The sequence below is a fragment of the Vibrio olivae genome (genome assembly GCF_042428525.1).
GTDB lineage: Bacteria > Pseudomonadota > Gammaproteobacteria > Enterobacterales > Vibrionaceae > Vibrio > Vibrio olivae.
The window spans coordinates 73,013-93,722 of sequence record NZ_JBHMEP010000001.1 but is presented as its reverse complement, the minus strand read 5'-3'; the positions used below and the strand labels follow the sequence as shown (position 1 = coordinate 93,722).

The 20,710-nt window shown below is 46.3% G+C and carries 20 protein-coding genes; 9 read left to right on the top strand and 11 right to left on the bottom strand.

Annotation, left to right across the window (positions count from 1 at the left end; translation table 11 throughout):
• The first annotated feature begins 546 nt into the window (after nt 1–546).
• Together ACFFUV_RS00480 and ACFFUV_RS00475 are read left to right on the top strand one after the other, a co-directional pair.
• Nucleotides 547–834 (top strand): hypothetical protein, encoded by a 288-nt coding sequence (locus ACFFUV_RS00480; protein WP_390188963.1) that lies wholly within the window; start codon nt 547–549, stop codon nt 832–834.
• Nucleotides 831–1,280, top strand: coding sequence for a YaiI/YqxD family protein (locus ACFFUV_RS00475; protein WP_390188962.1), 450 nt, complete (start codon nt 831–833; stop codon nt 1,278–1,280). The genes ACFFUV_RS00480 and ACFFUV_RS00475 overlap by 4 nt, the downstream gene beginning before the upstream one ends.
• A 61-nt stretch (nt 1,281–1,341) precedes the next feature.
• Here the strand turns inward: ACFFUV_RS00475 and ACFFUV_RS00470 are convergent, their stop codons facing one another.
• A complete protein-coding gene (locus ACFFUV_RS00470) occupies nt 1,342–2,928 on the bottom strand; it encodes an AbgT family transporter (protein WP_390188960.1) in 1,587 nt (528 codons plus the stop codon).
• A gap of 358 nt (nt 2,929–3,286) precedes the next feature.
• Here ACFFUV_RS00470 and tsaA point away from each other — a divergent pair, with 358 nt between their 5' ends.
• Together tsaA and ACFFUV_RS00460 are read left to right on the top strand one after the other, a co-directional pair.
• Nucleotides 3,287–3,982: a tRNA (N6-threonylcarbamoyladenosine(37)-N6)-methyltransferase TrmO gene (gene tsaA / locus ACFFUV_RS00465; protein WP_390191781.1), complete on the top strand. Its 696-nt coding sequence runs from the start codon at nt 3,287–3,289 to the stop codon at nt 3,980–3,982.
• 96 nt (nt 3,983–4,078) lie between these two features.
• Nucleotides 4,079–5,794, top strand: a complete 1,716-nt coding sequence (locus ACFFUV_RS00460; protein WP_390188958.1) for a proline--tRNA ligase — start codon at nt 4,079–4,081, stop codon at nt 5,792–5,794.
• Nucleotides 5,795–5,844: 50 nt separating this feature from the next.
• On the opposite strand, the gene ACFFUV_RS00455 is transcribed toward ACFFUV_RS00460, so the two are convergent.
• A complete protein-coding gene (locus ACFFUV_RS00455) occupies nt 5,845–6,690 on the bottom strand; it encodes a class II glutamine amidotransferase (protein ID WP_390188957.1) in 846 nt (281 codons plus the stop codon).
• 36 nt (nt 6,691–6,726) lie between these two features.
• Nucleotides 6,727–7,305 carry a D-sedoheptulose 7-phosphate isomerase gene (gene lpcA, locus ACFFUV_RS00450; RefSeq protein WP_390188956.1) on the bottom strand — a complete coding sequence of 193 codons (579 nt, stop codon included), beginning with the start codon at nt 7,303–7,305 and terminating at the stop codon, nt 6,727–6,729.
• 310 nt (nt 7,306–7,615) lie between these two features.
• On the opposite strand from lpcA, the gene fadE reads away from it, so the two are divergent.
• Nucleotides 7,616–10,066, top strand: a complete 2,451-nt coding sequence (gene fadE, locus ACFFUV_RS00445) for an acyl-CoA dehydrogenase FadE (RefSeq protein WP_390188955.1) — start codon at nt 7,616–7,618, stop codon at nt 10,064–10,066.
• A 66-nt stretch (nt 10,067–10,132) separates the two neighbouring features.
• Here the strand turns inward: fadE and ACFFUV_RS00440 are convergent, their stop codons facing one another.
• Nucleotides 10,133–11,383, bottom strand: a complete 1,251-nt coding sequence (locus ACFFUV_RS00440) for a TIGR03503 family protein (protein WP_390188954.1) — start codon at nt 11,381–11,383, stop codon at nt 10,133–10,135.
• A 26-nt stretch (nt 11,384–11,409) separates the two neighbouring features.
• On the bottom strand, nt 11,410–12,153 hold the full coding sequence (gene dnaQ / locus ACFFUV_RS00435) for a DNA polymerase III subunit epsilon (RefSeq protein ID WP_390188953.1): 744 nt from the start codon (nt 12,151–12,153) through the stop codon (nt 11,410–11,412).
• A 56-nt stretch (nt 12,154–12,209) separates the two neighbouring features.
• Between dnaQ and rnhA the strand changes: the two genes are divergently transcribed.
• Nucleotides 12,210–12,686, top strand: coding sequence for a ribonuclease HI (rnhA, locus tag ACFFUV_RS00430; protein ID WP_390188952.1), 477 nt, complete (start codon nt 12,210–12,212; stop codon nt 12,684–12,686).
• Nucleotides 12,687–12,691: 5 nt separating this feature from the next.
• On the opposite strand, the gene ACFFUV_RS00425 is transcribed toward rnhA, so the two are convergent.
• Nucleotides 12,692–13,405: a class I SAM-dependent methyltransferase gene (locus tag ACFFUV_RS00425; RefSeq protein WP_390188951.1), complete on the bottom strand. Its 714-nt coding sequence runs from the start codon at nt 13,403–13,405 to the stop codon at nt 12,692–12,694.
• A gap of 57 nt (nt 13,406–13,462) precedes the next feature.
• Here ACFFUV_RS00425 and gloB point away from each other — a divergent pair, with 57 nt between their 5' ends.
• The 3 genes from gloB (at nt 13,463) to ACFFUV_RS00410 (ending at nt 16,552) form a co-directional block, all read left to right on the top strand.
• Nucleotides 13,463–14,221 (top strand): hydroxyacylglutathione hydrolase, encoded by a 759-nt coding sequence (gene gloB / locus ACFFUV_RS00420; protein WP_390188950.1) that lies wholly within the window; start codon nt 13,463–13,465, stop codon nt 14,219–14,221.
• 70 nt (nt 14,222–14,291) lie between these two features.
• Nucleotides 14,292–15,863, top strand: coding sequence for a lytic transglycosylase (locus tag ACFFUV_RS00415; RefSeq protein WP_390191777.1), 1,572 nt, complete (start codon nt 14,292–14,294; stop codon nt 15,861–15,863).
• Nucleotides 15,860–16,552, top strand: a complete 693-nt coding sequence (locus tag ACFFUV_RS00410) for a YIP1 family protein (protein WP_390188949.1) — start codon at nt 15,860–15,862, stop codon at nt 16,550–16,552. Before ACFFUV_RS00415 ends, ACFFUV_RS00410 begins: the two co-directional genes overlap by 4 nt.
• Nucleotides 16,553–16,556: 4 nt before the next feature.
• On the opposite strand, the gene ACFFUV_RS00405 is transcribed toward ACFFUV_RS00410, so the two are convergent.
• From ACFFUV_RS00405 to accA, 5 genes are all read right to left on the bottom strand, one after another.
• A complete protein-coding gene (locus ACFFUV_RS00405; protein ID WP_390188948.1) occupies nt 16,557–17,399 on the bottom strand; it encodes an endonuclease/exonuclease/phosphatase family protein in 843 nt (280 codons plus the stop codon).
• Between the two features lie 64 nt (nt 17,400–17,463).
• Entirely contained in the window at nt 17,464–17,802 is a 339-nt protein-coding gene (glnB, locus tag ACFFUV_RS00400) for a nitrogen regulatory protein P-II (protein ID WP_390188947.1), read from the bottom strand.
• 101 nt (nt 17,803–17,903) lie between these two features.
• A complete protein-coding gene (locus ACFFUV_RS00395) occupies nt 17,904–18,218 on the bottom strand; it encodes a c-type cytochrome (protein ID WP_390188946.1) in 315 nt (104 codons plus the stop codon).
• Between the two features lie 40 nt (nt 18,219–18,258).
• The gene (gene tilS / locus ACFFUV_RS00390; RefSeq protein ID WP_390188945.1) at nt 18,259–19,590 is read right to left on the bottom strand and encodes a tRNA lysidine(34) synthetase TilS; all 1,332 of its coding nucleotides are present in this window, start codon (nt 19,588–19,590) and stop codon (nt 18,259–18,261) included.
• Between the two features lie 139 nt (nt 19,591–19,729).
• Nucleotides 19,730–20,689 (bottom strand): acetyl-CoA carboxylase carboxyl transferase subunit alpha, encoded by a 960-nt coding sequence (gene accA / locus ACFFUV_RS00385; protein WP_390188944.1) that lies wholly within the window; start codon nt 20,687–20,689, stop codon nt 19,730–19,732.
• Nucleotides 20,690–20,710 lie beyond the last annotated feature (21 nt).

The window sequence follows — 20,710 nt, the reverse complement described above, 5'->3', positions numbered from 1 at the left end:
TACATTATAATGCTCCATGCATCATCCATAATAGTGGCGACTCCATGTGCCTTATCCTGACTTCGCCATCCTAGCGGTGTCCTGTTCGTCCTGATAGCTAACTATCCTCGTTAGCTGACATCACTTGTTCCTTGAGCGGTGTCCCTTGTGCCGTCCCAGCACTGTCCTTAATCCTTTAACACTCACATCCTGTTCGTGTTTTTGCATCCTGCTTGACCACTCATCCTGAGCCATCAAACTTTGATTCCTTACCATCCATCCTTGATGTTTGGTTTCAGCATCCTGCCGACAGAGATAAATTTACCCTATTCCGTAAAAGAAACAATCCTTGTCAGTTCACGTTTTTTATTCAAAAAACGATGAAACAAAGTAAATTATATAAATTTCAATACATTACATATAATAACTCAGCAAAACACACCAATGAAAAGCGCTATATCTCACGCTCGTGTGAGAGATATCGCACAATATTCATAATAAGAAAAAAGTCGATAAACGACGCTAAGTCAGTATGATTAACCTATCGCCTTAAATTGATGGTGCATTATGCTAACCAAAAACATCACAGACGAACTCGAATCCGTCTTACAAGCTCTCCATGATGAGGGGAAAACACCCACCGTTGCGTTGGTAAAAGCCCGTTTAACAACTCAGGTTCCAATGCCGGCCTTGGTCTCTACGTTGAAAAGCTGGAAAAGCAAAAAGCGAGTTCCTAAAGTCGAAGTCGCTACACCGCCAAACAACGAGCCAACCATCGCGCAATTGATGGAAAAAATTGATGCGTTAACCGAGCGCGTTATTGTTCTGGAAGATCAATTGAGAAAAACATCATGAAAATATGGGTTGATGCTGATGCCTGTCCGAAAGTGATTCGCGAGACCATCGTTCGAGCAGCAGAGCGCACTGGTGTGGAATGCACATTTGTTGCCAATCATGTGGTGCCAATTCCGAAACGTGATAACTTGCGGTCATTGCAAGTACCTGCTGGTTTTGACATCGCAGATAACGAAATCGTCAAGCGCACTGAAGCCGGTGATTTGGTGATTACCTCCGATATTCCACTGGCCGATGAAGTCATTACTAAAGGCGCATTTGCTTTGAGTAGTCGCGGTGAGTTGTACACCAAAGACACGATAAAAGCGCGACTTAATATTCGTGATTTTATGGATACCATGCGTTCAAGCGGTATTCAAACTGGTGGACCAAGTGCATTATCACAAACCGAGCGTCGTGAATTCGCTAATCATTTGGACCGATTCCTCGCCAAGTATCATCGCTAATTTTTAGAAAAAAAGCCTGCATTAATGCAGGCTTTTTCGTCTCTAACTCTCGCGTTAACCACTAAGGCGTATAATACGTAGCGGCACCAGGCCCTACCGGTAACCCGAAAATAAACACCCAAACGTAGAACAATACACTCCAACCCGCAATAAAACAGATTGAATATGGCAGCATGGTCGCAATCAACGTACCGATACCTAGGTTTTTCATATAACGCGTTGCAACCGCTAGAATTAAACCAAAGTAGCTCATCATTGGCGTAATAATATTGGTGGTCGAGTCGCCAATACGATATGCCGCTTGAATGGTTTCTGGCGCGTAACCGACCAACATCAGCATAGGTACAAAAATGGGTGCTGTGACCGCCCACTGCGCGGATGCTGAGCCAATCATTAAGTTGATAAAGCCACACATCAAAATGAAGGCAAAGAATAAACCTGGTCCAGTTAAGCCAACATTTTGTAAGAAGTCGGCGCCAGCCACGGCAAAAACTTGTCCAAAGTTTGTCCATTTAAAGAACGCAACGAATTGAGCAGCGAAGAATACTAATACGATATACATCCCCATTGATGACATTGACTTAGACATTGCGTCAATCACATCACGGTCAGTTTTCATCGTTCCAGCAATACGCCCATACACAAACCCGGGAATCGCAAAGAAAACGAAAATAAACGCCACGATACTCTTAAGGAAAGGAGACCCCGCAACGGTACCTTGTGCTGAACGAAGTACGCCATCTTCAGGGACAATGGTCCAAGCTAAGAGCGCAGAAACAACCAGTACCGCAACACCTGCCCATTTTAGAGCCTTCTTCTCGATGGCGGTCAGTTTGCCCATACTGTCTTTAGAGAGATCCTCCGCCGCATCTTCATCTTGGTAAGCTCCCAGTTTTGGCTCAACGATTTTCTCAGTAACAAATGCCCCCATTCCTGCAATGAAGAAGGTCGAAATGAACATAAAGTACCAGTTCGATTCAGGCCCAACCGTATAGGTTGGATCAATCACTTGTGCCGCCGTTTGGGTAATCCCCGACAACAGAGGGTCAACCGTACCGATCAGCAGGTTCGCTGAATAACCGCCAGAAACACCAGCAAAAGCTGCTGCTAGGCCCGCCAAGGGGTGACGTCCTAATGAGTGGAACAACATCGCAGCCAGTGGTATTAACACCACATACCCGAGCTCTGATGCCGTATTTGAAATAATACCAGCAAAAACAACGGTGACCGTTACCATACGCTTAGAAGCGCCCATGACAAGACCGCGCATAGCCGCTGACAGTAAACCTGAATGCTCAGCAATCGCCACACCTAACATGGCAACCAACACCGTCCCAAGCGGTGCAAAACCAACAAAGTTTTTCACCAAGTTAGTGACGATCAGCTGTAAACCTTCGGCATTGAGTAGACTTACTACGTAAATCATCCCATCTGCAGAACGTCCTTTTGCTCCCTCAGGACGAGGGTCGACAACAGAAACATCGAAATAACCCGCAACCCCTGACATCACCAAAATGGCTAAACAGAAAATGGCAAACAAAGTGATTGGGTGGGGCAATAAATTCCCTAAGTACTCGACAGAATCAAGAAAGCGCGTAAACAGTGGCTTCTTCGGCGAGTTTTGTTTTATTGAAGTTGATGAACTCATCAAATTCCTCCTTGTAATTATCCTTAGCTCCCAGGGGGTTAGCACTGAGAAGGCGGAATAATACAAAACAAGGAGGACGTACGGTAAATAAAAGTGTTACAAAAGTTTATAATTTCAAACTAAATAACTATTATTAGTAGATAAATTAAATTTTACCTCCAATTAAATTTATTTTTCCAGCATATAAAATCAAAATGAATAACGCCAAGTTCATCATCGGCAGTGATTTCTGGCGCGGCATTTCATAACGCAGGCCTATCTGACTCTTGCAATGCATTGGTCGACGAACGCACGCTTTGCTCTAAAACTAGCTGAAATGTGTTATTTTCTTGGCATTCCAACTCGAACAAATACCGATATGCATACCATCACTCCTATTGGCTACGTTGAAAGTCCATATAAAGAAAAATTTGCTGTCCCTCGCCAACCTCGATTAGTGCCGAGTGCCACGGCGAAAATTCAGTTATGTGGCGAAGCGAATTCACCGCAAGCCATTCGAGGAATCGAACAATTTAGTCACTTGTGGCTACTGTTTTTGTTTGACCAGAACTTAGCGCAGGGCTGGAAGCCGACGGTGCGTCCGCCCCGTCTTGGTGGCAATGAAAGAATGGGCGTCTTCGCGTCACGCGCAACATTTCGTCCTAATGGCATTGGCATGTCTGCCGTGGAGTTACTCGGCAGTGAAATCAACGGTGACCAAGTTTCCTTACTGGTCGGAAGTGTCGATTTAGTCGATAAAACCCCGATCGTCGATATTAAGCCGTATATCCCCTACTCCGACGCGATTTCTGATGCGACCGGTGGCTATGCGGGTAGCCAACCAGAAACCATTGAGGTCATGTTTTCACAACGCGCCCTAGACGCGTTAGAGAAACATAGTGATGCCAGCATGATCAAAAACGTCATCGCACAGGTATTGGCTCAAGATCCAAGGCCTGCGTACAAAAAGAACAAGCCCGACAGTAAAGAATATGCCGTAAATCTGTTCGACTTGAACGTAAAATTCACGATCACTGACAACTTAGCGACCGTAACCGACATACAAGGCTTTTGACAAACGCATTTGGCTGATATTATTAGCGGCTACAGAAATTTGCGCCAGCCCACGGGTATGGCGAGTTATTATCACCTTAATAAACGGATACCATAAATGCGTACCAGTAATTATCTTCTTTCAACTCTGAAGGAGACCCCAAACGACGCAGAAGTTGTGAGCCACCAGCTCATGCTACGTGCCGGTATGATCCGTAAGCTAGCTTCAGGTCTTTACACTTGGCTACCTACAGGTCTGCGCGTAATGCGTAAAGTCGAAAACATCGTTCGCCAAGAAATCGATAATGCTGGCGCGATTGAAACGCTAATGCCTGTCGTTCAGCCGTTTGAACTGTGGGAAGAGACAGGTCGCTCAGAAAAAATGGGCCCCGAGCTTCTGCGCTTTACTGACCGCCATGAACGTCCGTTTGTTTTGAGCCCAACCGCTGAAGAAGTGATCACCAGTTTGGTACGTAACGAAGTCAGCTCCTACAAACAGCTTCCGCTCAACTTGTACCAGATTCAAACCAAATTCCGTGATGAACGTCGCCCTCGTTTTGGTGTGATGCGTGCACGAGAATTTTCAATGATGGATGCTTATAGCTTCGACATTGATAAAGCGGGTCTGCAGCAATCTTACGACACAATGCATGACGCATACTGTAAAGCGTTTGATCGCATGGGCCTCGACTACCGTCCAGTATTAGCGGATAGCGGTGCGATTGGCGGCAACGGCTCGCAAGAATTCCATGTGCTTGCCGAAAGCGGTGAGGACCTGATTGCTTTCTCGAGTGAATCAGATTACGCAGCCAACATTGAAAAAGCTGAGGCAGTAGCACCAAGTGGTGAATTAGCTGAGCCGACTCAAGACATGCACTTGGTCGACACGCCAAATGCGAAAACCATCGCCCAATTGGTTGAGCAACACGGCCTCGACATCGAGAAAACGGTCAAAACTTTGTTCTTCAAAGCCTCTGACCAAGTTGATGCCCCAATCATTGCTCTGATGGTTCGTGGCGATCATGAGCTCAATGAGGTGAAAGCAGAAAACCTACCTCAAGTTGCGGCACCACTTGAGATGGCGACCGAAGAAGAAATTCGGGAGTTAGTGGGGGCAGGCCCTGGCTCTCTCGGCCCTGTTGGTCTGAAACTGCCATTAATCGTTGACCGCTCAGTCGCAATGATGAGCGATTTCGGCGCTGGCGCTAATATCGACGGTAAGCACTATTTCGGCATTAACTGGGGACGTGATGTTGAACTCGGTCAAGTTGAAGACATTCGTAACGTGGTTGAAGGTGACCCAAGCCCATGTGGTCAAGGCGTTATTCAGCTAAAACGTGGTATCGAAGTCGGCCATATTTTCCAACTGGGCACCAACTACTCAGAGAAAATGAACTGTGGTGTGCTTGGTCCTGATGGTAAAAATGTGATTCTGGAAATGGGCTGTTATGGTATCGGTGTATCACGTGTTGTCGCTGCCGCCATTGAGCAGAACCACGATAAGTACGGCATTATCTGGCCAGATGCCATCGCGCCATTCCAGATCGCCATTGTGCCAATGAACATGCATAAATCTGAGCGTGTACAACAAGCCGCTGAAAAACTGTATGCAGAACTGACTGCTGCTGGTTTCGATGTATTGTTTGATGATCGTAAAGAACGCCCCGGCGTCATGTTCTCTGATATGGAACTTATCGGCGTACCACACACCGTCATCATTGGTGACCGTAGTATGGATGAGGGTAACTTCGAATATAAGAATCGTCGTAGCGGTGAGAAATCTGCCGTGGCCATCGATAACATCATCGATCACCTCTCATCACAAATCGCTTAGTGATTGGAACAAAAAAGGTTGATGCGAGCATCAACCTTTTTTTTGACCATTTATATCAGTGGTTCAGTAGGCGCCTGATTCCCAGGCTTGGCCTCAGCGTAGTCAATATGTGAAAGCGCATTGGTATTGCTGGCAATACGCCCCCCCAAATAGAATACCCCATATTCTCCCGGCTTCATTCTGCGCCAATCTTCGTTGTCCGTTAAAGGCTGGGTGGCAATCACCGAGACAATATCATTCGGCGTGGTCTCTTCTTGAAAGTTAATCGTGACATCTTCATCAATTAACGTGGCTTTACCAAAAGGCGCACGGCGGGTAATCCAATATAAATGGTTGGTGCAGTACGTCATCACATACTCACCATCAGACATCAACATATTGAACACCCCTTTCTCACGCAACTGAGTACAACAATCTGCAAGGTATTCAAACACCTCCACCATATTGCTCGGCGGCATTGGGTATTTCGTTTCCAGCTGATTTAGCAGCCAACAAAAAGCTTGTTCACTGTCGGTTTGACCGACAGCGCGGTGACGCCCGGTCTCTAAACTCTCATAGCCCGTCATCTGTCCATTGTGGGCAAACGTCCAATATTTACCCCACAACTCACGGGTAAAAGGATGCGTATTTTCAAGGTTGATCGCTCCGCGATTCGCCTGACGAATATGGCTGATCACCGCACAGCTTTTGATGGGATAGTTTTGTACAAGCTCCGCTATTTTTGACTCGGAACTGGGCGCAGGATCTTTAAAGTTACGAAAGCCTTTGCCTTCATAAAAGGTAATCCCCCAGCCATCGCGATGAGGGCCAGTATTGCCCCCACGCTGCATCAAGCCTGTGAAGCTAAAACATATGTCAGTGGGCACATTGGCACTCATACCGAGCAACTCACACATGATTTCATTGTCTCCTTTTTCATTCACCGTAGTGAATTACTTTTCCATTTCTTTTTCAATTAATTGAATCACGATATGGATGATTTTAATGTGTACTTCTTGAATACGATCCGCGTAGCCAAAATGTGGAACGCGAATTTCGACATCCGCTAAACCCGCCATTTTTCCGCCATCTTTACCAGTTAACGCAATGGTTTTCATGCCTTTTGCTTGCGCCGCTTCTATCGCTTTAAGAATATTGCCTGAGTTCCCCGAGGTCGATAAACCAAATAACACATCGCCTTTACTGCCGACCGCTTCAACGTAACGAGAGAAAACAAAATCGTAACCAAAATCGTTACTCACGCAAGAAAGATGACTAGGATCTGAAATCGCAATCCCTGGGTAACCAGGACGGTTTTCTCGATAACGACCCGTTAATTCTTCTGCAAAATGCATAGAATCGCAGTGGGAACCGCCGTTACCACAAGAAAGCACCTTACCACCCTGCTTAAAAGAGTCTGCAATCGTTTTTGCTGCCTTTTCTATTTGGGCAATATTGTGGTCATCGCTTAAAAATGCGTTCAGTACTTCAGCCGCTTCCGTCAATTCGTTCTTAATTAAGTCGTGGTACATAGCTAATGTCTCTGGTTATCGATCTAAAAAATAGCTCTGAATAGAGGCTAGTGGTTATGGGGTGAGTTTACCCGAACTCCAGATAGTGTCGATAGTTATACTCCAAGATTTATCTCAAACTTAGCTTTTATGACTTTCGTTCCTTTGAACTAAGCAGTCAAAGTTAGACTATTAACTCTACTTGGATCACTTTTTACTCAATTGATCATTTTACAAACCATTAATAATCTGTTTACACTCTTCTGGTCTGACCTCTAATTAAAGTCATAACGTATAACTCCTACACCACGTCCAAAAAAGGAACATGACTATGGACTTGCTTCTTTCACTCTTTACTCTCGCTCTGGTACTGGGTATCTGCCTCTACCACCGTGCATCAATGATGACCAGCCTTATTGCGTTAGCGGTATCCATGCTAGCGCTGACATTGGTTGGCATAACCTCATCATTAGGATGGCTGATTTTTATTGTCATGGCGAGCATCGTCGCGATCCCAAACCTGCGCCAATCCTTAGTTAGCGCAAAGGCATTAAAGCTGTTCAAATCCGTACTCCCTGCCATGTCTCAAACCGAGAAAGAGGCCCTTGAGGCCGGGACAGTATGGTGGGAGGCAGACCTGTTTAAAGGCAAACCGGATTGGCAAAAAATGCACAAAATTGGCGCACCAACACTCAGCGCCGAAGAGCAAGCCTTTATCGATGGTCCGGTCAATGAAGTGTGTGCAATGGCTAGCGATTTTGAAATCACTCATGAACTCGCCGACCTTCCTCCACAAGTATGGCAATATCTCAAAGACAATAAGTTCTTTGCGATGATCATCAAAAAGCAATATGGCGGTTTAGAGTTCTCCGCCTATGCTCAATCGGTTGTATTGCAAAAACTATCCGGTGTATCGGGCGTTTTATCTTCTACCGTTGGCGTGCCTAATTCATTGGGCCCAGGTGAACTGTTACAACACTACGGTACTGAAGAACAAAAAAATTATTACCTGCCTCGTCTTGCACAAGGCATTGAAATTCCATGCTTTGCCTTAACCAGCCCAGAAGCAGGCTCTGACGCGGGTTCGATTCCAGATTATGGCGTTGTTTGTGAAGGAGAATGGGAAGGTAAAAAAGTGTTGGGGATGCGCCTGACTTGGAACAAACGCTATATTACATTAGCTCCTGTTGCCACTGTACTGGGCTTAGCGTTTAAGTTACGTGATCCTGATGGGCTGCTTGGCGAACAACAAGACTTAGGTATTACCTGTGCGCTAATTCCAACTGATCTCAAAGGGGTCGAAATTGGTCACCGCCACTTCCCGTTGAATGTTCCGTTTCAAAATGGCCCAACACGTGGCAATGACATTTTCGTCCCACTTGATTTCATCATTGGTGGCGCAGCCATGGCAGGTCAAGGCTGGCGTATGTTGGTGGAATGTTTATCGGTCGGTCGCGGCATCACGTTACCCTCAAACTCAACAGGCACAACAAAAGCAGCGGCACTGGCGACCGGCGCTTACGCTCGTATACGCCGTCAATTTAAACAGCCTATTGGTCATATGGAAGGGGTCGAAGAACCGCTAGCTCGTCTTGCGGGGAACGCCTACATGATGGATGCGGCAAGCAACTTTACCGTTGCGGCGATCGATCTCGGCGAAAAACCCTCCGTAATCTCAGCAATTGTCAAATACCACTGTACTCATCGCGGTCAACGTGCCGTCATTGATGCAATGGATATCGTCGGTGGTAAAGGTATTTGCATGGGACCATCTAACTTTTTGGCGCGTAGCTATCAAGGCTCCCCCATCGCGATCACAGTCGAAGGGGCCAATATTCTTACTCGATCGATGATCATCTTTGGCCAAGGGGCTATTCGTTGTCATCCCTATGTCCTCAAAGAGATGGAGGCGGCTTATTCACAAAGCCCAAATGCCGTTAACGACTTTGACCAAGCACTTGTCGGTCATATTGGTTTTACCCTCAGCAACTTTGCTCGTAGTTTATGGCTAGGATTAACCGATGGTCGAGGGTCTGCAAGCCCCGTCAGTGATAGCACCAAACGTTACTATCAACAGCTCAATCGCTACAGCGCGAACTTGGCGCTGCTCGCGGATATTTCCATGGCGGTACTTGGCGGTTCATTGAAGCGTAAAGAGCGCTTATCAGCACGGTTAGGGGATATTCTCAGCCAACTCTATTTAAGTTCTGCGGCCCTCAAACGGTTTGATAACGATGGACGCGTCAGTGGTGATTTAGCCTTGGTTCACTGGGGATTACAAGACAGCTTATACCAAGCGGAACAAGCAATTGATGCCTTCTTAGCAAACTTCCCGAATAAATGGCTAGCAAAAGCGCTGCGTGTTGTGATTCTACCTTTTGGTAAAGTTCGCCGTTTGCCCAACGACAAACTTGATAGCAAAGTGGCGCGAATCCTTCAAATGCCAAGCGCGACTCGTTCACGCATTGGACGCGATCAATACCTTGAGCCCACAGAACACAATACTGTTGGTCGTATTGAGCAAGCTTTGGACGTCATCTTACAGGCCGAACCTGTATTTGATAAAGTATGCCAAGCCCTTGAACAACGCAGACCTTTTACCAACCTGGATAAAGTTGCAGCATTAGGGTTAGAGCAGCAAGTGATTGACCAACAAGAAGCGGACCTGTTAATCACGGCCGAACGGCTACGTTTATATGTCATTAATGTCGATGACTTTAAACCAGAGCAATTATCGGCAAACCAATCATTAACACATCCGGCGATGGGCAACGTGGCGTAAATTAGGTCACGTGCAAAATAAAAAAGGCAGCATCATGATGCTGCCTTTTTGTTTGTCGATACATGATCAACTCTTGGGCATGTCCAGTTGCATTTCAGGAACTTTTGCTTTGCTGGCTTTAATTTTACGCACAACAAACCAGCCTAAAATTCCCAGTACAAGAGCAACCAAGTTGCCGATGATTAAAATCAGCATATTACGTTGGCGTGCATCTTCACGCGCCTGAATAATACGAATTTCTTGCAAGCGCTGCGCCTGCTTCGCTCGCTCCTCTTCCTGAAGACGCCGGCTTTCAGCGATATCGAGCTCTTGGACAACACTGTAGGTATGATTGGTGATTGGGAAGATCAATGGGCGTTTTGATGCCAGATCCGTTGCGTACATCATTCCAGACCAAGAGTAATTACCGAGTTGGCCATTATAGGGAATATCTAAACTCGCTTTTAAAGAGCCATTCTCGGCGCGAGTTTCAACGGCCAGTTTATCGCCATCCGGGCCTTGATGATCAATATGCGCCGCCACGGAACCCGGCTCAATCATGCCCTGTTCACCAGAAAACACGATTTGATGCGGTGTGCCTTCATTGCGTGATTGAATAAACGTACTTTCCATCGGTGGTGGATAGACCAACACTTCTTGCTCTAAAGCACGTAAAAATACCCCGTTGCCTGAGGTGATACGAACACGATATTTGTTTGGTTGCGCGGTGATCGGCAATGAAACCGTAAACACTCCATCGCCAGCTTGTTCATCAAGCCCTTGCCCATCATCCTCAAACACACCAAGTTCAATCGGAATCGGCCTCGCGTCTTTAGAAAGGCTTTCAACACTCTCAATATACTTGGTAAAGGTCACTTTTAAGTTCACACGATCCAGAAAGTCTCTCAACACGAGCGGCTGATCATCAGAGGTCAATCGAGCGGTAAGCTTCAGCTCTTCGCCTTCAAAAAGACGTTCGGGCAGTGGCTGTGCTTCCAGCTTGAGATTAGAGATTAACTTAATTTTGTTTTTAGGCGTGACTTTACCGATCGCTTGCCATGGACCTGGCATGGGATTATCGACCGAGATAATGTCCATTGAGGATTCCTGATACCAGCGAACGTTATCAGGAAAACGCGACGCATAATATTTTTTGCCATCGGGGCGCACCAGAACCACCGGCTGTGAATTATCCGCGCGATATATCACAAAGGTCATCTGCTCTACAGATGGGTCGACACGGAAACGATTATCGAGGAGCGACATTGAGGACTCTTGGCTCGCAAACCCGCTTGCACTAACAAGTAATCCCAATATGGACACCAGCTTCCTCAACATGTTCTCTCCTACTCGGTTTTACTTAGTTACGATCGCCACAGGCAGTTGCCACCTTTAGCCACTAAATCTAAACGTTCATTATGCGCTGCTATTTCATCGGCAGAAGCAGGGATAACCTTTAGCGATTTTCGTCCGACATCAGCTCGTTTTATCGACTCACCTCCCACTTCACCGCTGCTATTACCATTGCCACCAAACTGAATTGACGTTTGGCCGCCAGTCATCATTAAGTAAACGTCCGCTAATATCTCCGCATCGAGCAAAGCGCCGTGCAGCGTACGATGTGAGTTATCAATCCCGTAACGCTCACAAAGAATGTCCAAGTTGTTACGCTTACCGGGGAAGATTTTCTTTGCCATCGCCAAGGTATCAGTCACTTGACAGAAATCCTCTGTCTTACCGATTGAGCGATTGAGCATTTCAAACTCGTTGTCCATAAAGCCAACGTCAAACGGCGCATTGTGTGCGACAAGTTCGGCGCCTTTGATAAATTCGAGAAACTCATCATGGACATCACGATACTCTGGCTTATCAGCCAAGAATTCATCGGTAATACCGTGAACTTCAATCGCTTGTTCTTGAATCAGGCGATCAGGTTTAATGTAAACGTGAAAATGACGCCCCGTCAGTTTACGGTTAACGATTTCCACCGCACCAATTTCAACGATGCGATGGCCTTGATAATGTGGACCACCTTCAAAGTTCATACCTGTGGTTTCGGTATCGAGAACCACAATGCGGTGGTAGTAAGAATTGTTGCTAGTATTCATAACAAATTTTGTGTCAGACTATGCCAATAATGTGCTTAACCCAATAGTATCAAATCATGACGAAACAGGTGGAAATTTTCACGGATGGTTCTTGCTTAGGCAATCCAGGGCCCGGTGGCTATGGCATTGTAATGCGCTATAAGCAGACCGAAAAAACGTTAGCCAAAGGCTTTCGACTCACCACCAACAACCGGATGGAAATGTTGGCAACCATCGAGGCACTACGGGCGCTGAAAGAGCCATGTAAAGTGAGCTTAACCACCGATAGCCAATATGTTCGTCAAGGTATAACCCAGTGGATTCATAACTGGAAAAAGCGTGGTTGGAAAACATCCGACAAGAAACCAGTAAAAAATGCCGACCTTTGGAAAGCGTTAGATGCTGAAACAGAGCGCCATGACATAGAATGGCATTGGGTTAAGGGCCACGCGGGCCATCGTGAAAATGAGATGTGTGACGAGTTAGCACGCACCGCGGCCGAAAATCCGACCCTTGATGACCAAGGTTATATAGACGCAACTCAAGCGAACTAAATCGTTCATCCATTGACGCTTACCGGCGTCAATTTTCGTTTTAACTTCCAGTGCGGTTTGATCGGTTTCAACGGGTAACTGCGTTTTCTGGCCACAATAAAATACAGGCTACCAAATGGTGACGCCCATTCACCGATGCCATTTTCCACCCAAGTCCAAAAGGTTCGATGGTACTGGAAAGGAAACAGCGCGTAACTGTCCGCTTCAACCACTTGATAATTGAGAATACCGAGCCAATCTTTGACACGGTTGGGCGTAAACATTCGCCCACACCAAGGAAAATTATTTTTCCGCCATGGCATTAAACTCGACAAGCCCGTCAGGCTAAAGGGATTAAACCCCGTGATGATAAGGTAGCCATCGTCAATCATGACCCGATCCACCTCGCGCAGTAAGCGATGCGGATCGCTGACATAATCCAACTGATGAGAAAGAATCACAACATCAATACTTTTTTCACAAATAGGTAAATCGTAACAATCAGCGATGACGTTGTGTAATGGATTCTGGATATCTAGGTTTACTTGATGTTGAATGGTAGAGTTAAGCGTAGAAAGTTCACAGCTCAATCCACCGAGTTTGAGCATGTGGTAACCAAAGAGTTTCGGGCACCATTCATCGAGGCGAGTTTGAATCGATTCACTCACCCACTGTCCATTTTTCAGCTGAGACCAAGAATGCGGCTTTTCAATTTTTCTTTTGCTGCGTGCTGGCTTCATGGATAACCTGCTCACTTAAAAAGGGTCAACAGCCCCTAATAAACTGGAGACTCAACAATGTTAGATATCAAAAGCATACCTGCATTTAATGATAATTACATCTGGCTAATTGAAAATAACCAACAGTCGTGCGCTGTGGTTGACCCAGGTGACGCCAAACCCGTTTTAGATTACCTAGAAGACAATGATTTAGCGCTTGATGCGATTCTGATTACCCATCATCACAATGACCACACAGGCGGAGTTGCGGAGTTGGTCCGCCACTTTCCTAAAGCTCAAGTGGTGGGTCCCAAAAATGATCCGGTGTCTTCATTAAATCTTTCTGTCAGCGGCGGCGATCAAATTGAGTTGTTTGGCGAAGTGTTCTTTGTGCTTGACCTCGCAGGGCATACACTCGGTCATATCGGCTATGTCGGCGATGGTAAACTTTTTTGTGGGGATGTCCTATTTTCTGCAGGATGTGGACGTGTATTTGAAGGCAGTATGGCACAAATGCATGACTCATTGAGTAAACTGGAAAAGCTGCCTGAAGAGACCTTAGTCTATTGCGCTCATGAGTATACGGCCAGTAATGTCGCATTTGCATTAGCGGTCGAACCGGACAATCAACTCCTGCATAAGTACCGCGATGAGGTGAATCGCCTGCGTGCGCAAAATCATCCCACGTTACCAACCACCATTCGCCAAGAGAAATGGATTAACCCTTTCCTACGAGTGGATCAGCCAAGTGTGATGAAATCCGTCTCCAATCGCACCTTGAAAACAGATCCTCTTTCAATTTTTACTGCTTTACGTGAGTGGAAGAACGAATTTTAACGATTTCTTACTTGTCACCTACACACGGTGGCAAGTATTATCAGCAGCCGTTTAAAAAAAGGGCTGTATGATGCGAGTAAAATACAGCTGGGTGTTGGCGCTTTTTATCGCTGGATGTCAACTAACCCAGCCCCAACAAGAGACAACAAACACCGATTCGATTGATGACACTAATCATCCACAAGTTGCAGAAAAAAAGATCGACGCAACTGATTTAAGTAGTGAAAAAGTCATAGAAGAACCGGTTGTCACGCCCCAATCTCAGCAAGACGTTTGGCGTCGTATTGGTATGCAATTGGAGCTACCAATACCGGATAATAAACGCGTAAACTACTATCGTAACTGGTACTTAAAACACCCAGGTCATTTAGCGATCGTATCAAAGCGCGCTGAACCATTTCTATACTTAATTACCGAAAAAATAGAGCAAAAAGGTTTACCCCTTGAACTCGCTCTACTGCCTATTGTTGAAAGTTCATTTGATGCTTTTGCGTACTCTCATGGTAGTGCTGCCGGTCTTTGGCAGTTTGTACCTGCGACAGGCAAAATGTATGGATTGAAGCAAAACTACTGGTATGACGGTCGTCGTGATGTGGCGGCGGCAACAGATGCTGCTCTCGCGTATCTCGAAAACCTCTCTAAGCGTTTTGATGGTGACTGGGGACACGCAATTGCCGCATATAACAGTGGCGGCGGCAGAGTTTCAAGCGCCATTCGTAAAAACCGCAAAGCAGGCAAACCGATTGACTTCTTCTCTTTAGAATTACCTAAAGAGACCAGTGGCTATGTGCCAAAACTCCTAGCCTTAGCTGATATTGTCGCCAATCAAGACAAATATGGTCTGCACATCCCAGCCATTGCCAACCAGCCAAAGGTGGAACTTGTGGATCCTCAAGAGCAGTTGGATTTAGCCATTGCGGCAAGCTACGCGGGCATTTCGGTCAAAGCATTACAAAGCTTGAACCCTGCCTACAACAAATGGTCCACAGCGCCTGAAGGGCCACATCAATTACTGCTGCCAGTCTATGCTGTCGAACGTTTTAATCAGCAAGTACTCGCCAATCAAGGGCAAGGGATTAAAACCATTCGCTACCGTGTTCAGTCTGGCGATACCATCAGTACTCTCGCGGTAAAATACAACACCAGCAGTAAAGTCATTCGAGCCGCCAACAGTTTAACCAATAACGAAATTCGTATTGGGCAGTATTTACTGATTCCTACCTCAGCCAAAGATGATGATGCTTACGTATTGAGCGCGGCGAATCGTCTTGCCAAAAAGCAGTCCATTGCCCGTGGTCAGTACAAACTTGAACATCGAGTCACCAGTGGTGAAAGCTTATGGACCATTGCTCGCCGTCATAAAGTGTCGACGGCCTCATTAGCCAAGTGGAACGGCATGGGGCCACGCGATACCTTACGAGTCGGACAGAAATTAGTGATTTGGAAAAAGCCGACTGACGGAGCCATCATTCGAACCGTATTTTATCGAGTACGCAATGGTGACACGATTAGCGGAATTGCCAGTAAATTCAGAGTTAAGAGCCATGATATTGTAAAATGGAACGATTTGAGCCGCAGTAAGTACTTGCAACCGGGTCAAAAGCTCAAGCTCTATGTTGATATCACGAAGGTAAGTGTATGACCGTTTCCGCCTCCAGCAATCCATTAACGTTATTGTTGGATATTTTCCGCAGCCCAAGCGCCTGCTTTCTCGCCCTTTACGAACCAAGGTTATGGGGCTGGCAACCGTTTATCGTGCTATTGGTTACCCCCTTTCTATTTTGGGGTAGCTACTTTGATATGGTCGACTTTGTTTGGCTTAAGGCCGAACTGGTCAAACAAATGCCAACGGCAGCAGCGGTAGAGCTGGATCGTATTGATGCCAATACTTTGATGGCGACCGAAATCATCACCGATACCGTTGGGCGCCTAACCACTGTGTTAATGCTTGGCTTATGGTTTTTGCTCGCCACTCGAAGTAACCAACAGCAACATGGTTACTGGCGTTGGGTCGCGGCAAGCTGTGCGATTTTGTTTCCTGCAGTACTGGGGGACTTAGCCAGTTATGTGAGCCTGGTACTTAACCAAGGACACGTACTTAACTATGCCGCAGACCTCAACACATTAAACGGGTTGTTGAAGCTGCCAATGACGCATCCTTGGTCCGAGTTTTGTCGCTCACTGCCACTATTGATGCCATGGTACATCGTGCTCGGCTACGCTGCCGTCATCACATGGACAACAATAGAACGCGGGCAAGCGCTAGTGATCGCCGCCCTTCCCTGGGTTGGTTATTACGCAGCTTGGGCGCTGTATTTACTGGTGATGTAGTCGGTTAAAGCGTAAAGCTCACCATCAGTGGATTATGATCAGAGGCGTCGGTTTTCGGCGCCTTTGCCGTTTTAAGGGTCAAGCCTCGAAAAAAGACATGATCAAGCGCGAGTCCAGTCATAAAGCGCTTACGCTCATCAGGCATAAAACTGACTTCTTGCATCTCCAATGAGTCGAGTGCTTGTCTCATCGCGCTCAATCTAGATTCACTCCACGAGTTAAAATCTCCCGCAACAATAAGCGGCCCGCGATGCTGTATCAGTTCTTGTTTGAGCTGTTGCAACTGCTGCCTATACGCTTTGACTCCTAGCGTAAAGTTCACGGCGTGAATGTTGACCACCGCCAACGTTTCTCCATTGGACAGAGGATAACGCGCGTAAATCGCCGATTTGGGCAACCTTAGCCAAGGTTCGACCGTCATGTAGGCACAAGCCAACAAGGGGTTATCCTTACTCAAGTTCAATACGCCTGCAGGCGTATCAAAAGCCTTAAAGGCGTTGGCTTGATTACCATACCATTTCGATTGGGTAATCCACTGCTTCATTTCCGTGGTCATACTCGCTTCTTGAAGCAAAACCAACTGTTTGTTATTCGATAACTGACTCAGTGCTCGCTGCCAATTCTGGCGATTTTGTTTGTAGATATTCCACACCAAGAGATTTAATTCACCGTTGTCATCAAGAAACGTGTCACTTTGTGAATGAAAGCAGTGCAGTTCTGGGGATGAAACAGACTGGTGGTCAAAGTGAGTAATCATCGGCTCATCATTCAAGGTAAAAATTTGTGAGAAACTAAAGTACGCGGCGAAACCGGCAACTGCGGGATAGAGAAACGCTTTTTTCTTCATAAACAACTACAACTCAAAAACAAATAAGGAGCCATCTGGCTCCTTATCATTAAAATCGATTGTTTTAAATCGCGTCGTCGTCTTCTTCACCAGTTCGAATACGAACAACACGTTCAACGGCAGTGATGAATATCTTGCCGTCACCGATTTTACCTGTTTGTGCGGTTTCAATAATGCTGTCGACACATTGCTCTGCAACATCATCAGTAACCACGATTTCGATTTTCACTTTTGGAAGAAAATCGACCATATATTCGGCACCACGGTATAATTCCGTATGACCTTTTTGACGACCAAAACCTTTAACTTCTGACACCGTCATACCTGTAATGCCAACATCGGCTAAGGCTTCACGAACATCATCCAACTTAAACGGTTTGATAATGGCTTCAATCTTTTTCATGTTCATCCCTTACACTTCAATCAATTACGCTATTATCGAACAGCTACTTTCAACAATCAAATAAAAGCCTGAGAGCCACAACAAGTTTATCAAATTCAGACTTATTTTAAACTTGCGTAGTAAGCAGCAAGATTTTCGATATCTTGATCGTTTAGCATTCCTGCTTGAGCCTGCATCACCGCGGCGAGACCACCGGTACGTTTACCACTCTTATAAGCTTTGAGTGCAGAAACCAAGTATTGTTCATTCTGCCCTCGCAAATTTGGATAACCAGGAATGGTTGCCATTCCGTTTGCCCCATGACAAGCCGCACACACCGCTGCTTTGGTTTTCCCAGCTTCAACATCCCCAGCGGCAAAAGCATTTGTTGCCAACATTACACCACCAAGTACGATTCCAATCATTGCTGCTTTCATTGCTTTCCCTTCTCATCCTCATCAATAATGAGTCTTTATTCTAAGATTGTGGCACAAATACGCGATTTTTGTGCCACACAAATTCATATTGTTGTCCGGCAAATGTTCGATCGACAAACAGTCCTGCTACCGCAGCAACCTGCCCATTACACAGTAAAATGGGCGTACGACGCCTTAACCAGCTTGGCACACCATATTCTTGAAACAGTTTTTTTAATTGCCGGCTATGTCCGCGTTGTACTGGGTGCGCCGTCAACCCTTGTGGATTAAAAATCACATCTAAATGCGCATCTGGAGGAATCGCTAATGCTCCCTGTGCCGATGGTTTGATAATCACTTCCCCCAGATTATCTGGTAACACTTGCGGCAAATTTAAGGTTAACGTCGCGCGCCAATCGCTCACATCCGCAAAGGTAGGTAGCCAATATAACCCATCTCCATAGCGGCGAATTTGACCTTGGTTAAGCATCAGTTCAGGATTAGCGTCGTGTTTTGCCAGTGCAACTTGATTCCAGAGCTGGGAAAGCTGGGCTTCACTTGGCATCCTTGCTTTGTGATTATCTAACCACATACGTAACAACCGAAACCGTGTCAGCTCAGTTTGTGTCGTCAAGTACGAGATTTGGATGCTGCCATCACAACGTGTTGCATTGTTTAAATGCGGCGTGAGTAACTCATCCAGCAGTGCTTCTTGCTCCGCACATAAACGTGCACTGCGCGCCACGGAGCGATCAAGAGACGGCCATCGTGCAAGAAGTGGCGGTAAAATTTCCTGACGCAAAAAATTACGATCGTAGCGGCGGTCTTGGTTACTCTCATCTTCAACCCAGCTTAACCTTTGCTGCTTGGCGTAATCTTCTATCTCACCTTGCTCAACACTTAACAGCGGCCGTGCCAACCAGCCTTTGGCAAATGGCATTATGGATGCCATCGCAGACAACCCTTTGGGGCCACTGCCTCGACGCAATGCTAGCAAGAAAGTTTCGAGCTGATCATGGCGATGTTGCCCGGTGAGCAACACATCGCCCTCTGTCATATGCGCTGACAGCGCTTGATAGCGCGCATCACGTGCTTTTTCTTCGACACTTTCACCATCCAGTTCATTCAGTGTGATGTGCTCAATACGCAGAGGAATTTGGTATTGCTGGCACCAAGTTTGACAGCGTTCAGCCCACCTATCCGCATGGGGACTCAAACCATGATGGACATGAATTGCCATACAGCGTTCACCGCTGATGTTTTGATGATGGTGCATTAAATCAAGTAGCACTCGTGAGTCTACGCCACCGCTCAAAGCGATAATCCAACGATTAGGCGTAAAACTGACTGTGTGTCTCAGTAAGGTGGAAAAGCGATGGTCTAAGCTCGTCATAAGGCTTGGCTAGAAGGGTCGAAAGCTCAACCCATTGATAAACAAATATCCTTAAGTGTAACTCGAATTGGTCATTGTGTGCCAACAACAAAAAAGGCTAACCAAAATGGTTAGCCTTTCAATTGTCGTCAACGGCAACTTAGCAGTAACCGTAGCTCATCAGACGCTGGTATCGACGCTCACGAAGTTCGTCAGTAGAGAGAGGCTCGAGATCAGCAAGTTGCTTCTTCAATACCGCTTTCATGTTCTCCGCCATTGCCGGATAATCACGATGCGCACCACCCAGTGGTTCTTCGATGATTTCATCGATAAGCTCGAGTTCTTTCAAGCGTGGGGCAATCAAGCCCATCGCTTCAGCAGCTTGCGGCGCCTTATCAGAATCACGCCACAAGATAGAGGCACAGCCCTCTGGAGAAATAACCGAGTAAGTGGAGTATTGCAGCATGTTGACGTAGTCACCAACACCAATAGCCAATGCACCACCAGAACCCCCTTCGCCAACCACATTACAGATGACGGGCACTTTCAAACCTGCCATAACTTTTAAGTTAGTCGCAATCGCTTCAGATTGGCCGCGTTCTTCTGCACCCACACCAGGATAAGCACCTGCAGTATCGATAAAGGTAATCACGGGCATATTGAAACGCTCAGCCATACGCATTAAGCGCAGTGCTTTACGATAACCTTCAGGCTTTGGCATACCAAAGTTACGACGCACTTTTTCCTTCGTTTCACGGCCTTTTTGGTGACCAATCACCATCACTGGCTGATCATCCAGACGCGCAATGCCGCCGACGATCGCTTTATCATCGGCAAAAGCACGATCGCCTGCCAATTCATCAAATTCAGTAAATACATGTTCGATGTAATCAAGCGTGTACGGGCGTAACGGGTGACGAGCAAGTTGCGCCGTTTCCCAAGCACCTAAGTTACTAAACGTACGTTTCTTAAGCTCTACACTCTTCTTTTCAAGCTGTTCAATCTCTTTGTCTAGATCGACTCCTGAATTGCCGCCGTGGCGAGAAACGTCACGTAACGCTTCAATTTTAGCTTCAAGTTCTGCAATCGGTTTTTCAAATTCTAGAAAATTCAGGCTCATCTATGGATCCTTTTTTACTCG